The following is a 2,891-nucleotide window of genomic DNA, read 5'->3' as shown; positions in this document are numbered from 1 at the left end:
GGCGGGTTTCTCCTGCTGTGCGGCCGGTCAGCGCGGCGCCGGGGGGCGGCGCGCGATGGCGGTGAGGAAGATGCTGCCGATCTCGTTCGGGTCCTTGGTGACGAAGACGTCGCCGCCGGTCACCTTGGTGATCGACTCCAACTCGGTCTTGCTGACGCCCTCGCCGATACCGATCATGATGACCTGCACGGGCCGCTCCGGGTCCGCGACCTGCTTGAGCTTGGCGAGCAGTTGCCCCTGGCTGAGGCCGTTGTCGTCCTCGTTCTTGCCGTCGGTGAACAGCACGATGGAGTTGACCCGGCCGGGCTGCCAGTCCTCCTGCACCGCCTGGTACGCGGCCAGCATGGTGTCGTAGAGGCCGGTGTCACCGCTGGACGGCTTGATGGTGGCGAGTGCCCCCTCCAACTGCGCCCGCTGGCCGGAGAGCGGCCCGATCGGGACCAGTTGCCGGTAGTCCCGGTTGCCGACCAGCTTGGTGGAGAAGGTCCACAGGCCGATGGACCAGGAGTCGTCGAAGAGTCCCAGGCCGCGGCGGGCCGCGTCCACGGTGACCTCCTCCCGGCTGCGGTTGTTTGCGCTGGGCACCAGGTCCTTCATCGAGCCGGAGACGTCGATGACGGCGAGCATCCGACCCGACTGGGTGGCGATCGACCAGCTGGAGACGACACGCTGTATCGCGGCCGGGTCCAGGCCGCCCGCCGCGGTGCCGCCGGCCGCCGGGGCGGTCGACGCGCCGCCGGCCGGGCTCGGGGCGCCCTGCGGCGCGTTGAAGCCGGCACCCCAGTTGCCGTCCGGACCGCGCAGCGACTGCGCCGCCAGCCGGTCGCGGAACTTCGGGGCGGTGAGCAGCTCGAACAGCACCTTTGCCGCCGCCGCCTTGGTCGGCTCGATGCCGGGCAGCACCGCGTACGGGTAGTCCAGCGGCATCGGGGCCGGCTCCATGTAGAGCGCGGCGAGCGGCACCGGGGGCTTCTTGCTGTTGTAGGCGATCACGTCTTCTTCGGAGAGCGCCGCCGCACCGAGCGCGCTCGCGATGGACGTCGGGTCCGTGGCGGTCGGGAAGCGGGCCAGCAGGTCGTTGCGGAGCGAGGAGCGACCCGTGGCCAGCGCCCGAAGCGCGCCGACGGTGTTGCGCTGGGCGTCCCCGCCGGCACCGCTGGCGGCCGTGGTCAGCGAGAGCAGGCCGGACAGGCCGGCCGCGTCCCGGGTCGGCTCGACGATGCCGGTACGCAGCGGCTTGCTGCTGTTGACCTGCTTGAGCAGATCGGCCCAGGTGAACTTGGCGTTGGGCCAGCCCAGCCGCGTGGCCACCGGCTCGGGCATCGCCACGACGACGGGGCTGCGCGCGATGGAGGCGCCGTTGGTCGGCGCGAACGCCGTGGCGTCCTTCTTCAGTCGCAGCAGCCAGGTCGAGGAGTCCGGCACCCAGACGTCCGGAGTGACCGCCGTGCCGCTGGCCTGGCCGACGCCGGCCAGCACGGCACCGTGCTTCGCGGCCACCACGGCGGCCACGTCGACCGGGTCGGACGCCGAGACGTCCACCCGGATGCAGGTGGGGCCGACCGCGGCGCCGTCCTTGACCCACTGGGACGCGGCGGCGTCCACGGCGGGCGCCAGCTCGGAGGCGACCGCCACGGCGAGTCGGATCTCTCCCGAACAGCTGGGCTGGACCAGCTCCTTATAGCCGAACCAGACGCCGGTGGTGACGACGAGAACCGTCGCCGTCGCGGCGGCGGCTGCTAGATGAAGTTTTGTACGCATGCGATGGCGGCCTGCTGACACGCTGACCATCTTGCGTATTAGGTGCCGTCTCTGCCACATCCGTTCGGACTAAAGTTACGCAGGAGAAACAGTTGATCACCAATTAGCAACAGAGTGTGACGAGGCGGCCCCACGGCGTTGCCAAACCGGTTTCCCTCTCACGTCCGGTCCCGCCGCCGACCGACTCACGGCAGCACGCAGGTCGGGCTCGCCACCGGGACGGGCTCGCCGACCGGGGCCGGGATGCCGGTGCTCGCGTCCCGCCGGAAGGCCCGCACCATGTCCGCCCGCTCGTCGGCCACGTACAGGTGCTCCCCGATGAGGGCGAAGTGTCGCGGCCACTCACCGCCGGTGTCCACTTCGGCCACCAGATCGGGCAGCTCACCGGCCAGGTCGAAGACAGCGATGGTGCCGACCCCGCGGTTGGCGACGTAGAGGAACCGGCCGTCCGGGTCGACCGCGACCTCCGACGGCTGGACGTGGCCCGCTCGCTCACTCGCCTCGACCCGGCCACGCTGGTGCAGTGCCCCCTCGTCGGTCACCTCGTACGCGGTGACCGAGGCGTCCAGCTCGCCGACCAGATAGCAGCGCCGGCCGTCGGGATGGCGGGCCAGGTGCCGGGGCCCGGTGCCGGGCGCCGTCCGCATCCGCGGACCGCGCGGCACCAGCCGCCCGCTCGCGCCGTCCAGGTCGTACCGGTAGACCGAGTCGGTGCCGAGGTCCACCGCGAGCAGCGGCTCCCGGCCCCGGCCCGGGGAGACCATGTGGGCGTGCGCCCGGTCCTGGCGTTCCGGGTCGGGGCCGTGCCCCTCGTGCACCACCAGATCGGTGCGCTCGCCGGGCACGCCCTGGGCGTCGAGTGGGAAGACCGCGACGCTGCCGCCGCCGTAGTTGGCCGCCACCAGGTGGTCACCGTCGGGCAGCACCGCCAGGTGACAGGGCTCGGCGCCGCCGGTCGACCGACTGCCGAGCGCGTCCAGCGCGCCGTCCGGCCCGACCTGCCAGGCGCTGACCTCCCCGTCGGTCAGCTCGTTCACCGCGTAGAGCACCGGACGGGTGGGGTGCCGCACGAGGAACGACGGTGACGGCGTGACCGCCACCGTGCCGAGGGGGGTCAGCGCCCCGGTGGC

2 protein-coding genes are annotated in these 2,891 nt (G+C 72.3%); both read right to left on the bottom strand.

Translation table 11 applies throughout. The features are described 5' to 3' along the window. Nucleotides 1-27: 27 nt before the first annotated feature. Entirely contained in the window at nt 28-1,782 is a 1,755-nt protein-coding gene (locus tag AB0J68_RS30330) for a substrate-binding domain-containing protein (RefSeq protein WP_355066074.1), read from the bottom strand. A gap of 164 nt (nt 1,783-1,946) precedes the next feature. Next, a partial coding sequence (locus tag AB0J68_RS30325; RefSeq protein WP_363942091.1) for a lactonase family protein occupies nt 1,947-2,891 on the bottom strand: 945 nt, incomplete at its 5' end.

It is taken from the genome of Micromonospora sp. NPDC049580 (assembly GCF_040675595.1).
Lineage (GTDB): Bacteria > Actinomycetota > Actinomycetes > Mycobacteriales > Micromonosporaceae > Micromonospora.
This window is presented reverse-complemented; position numbering and strand designations above follow the sequence as displayed.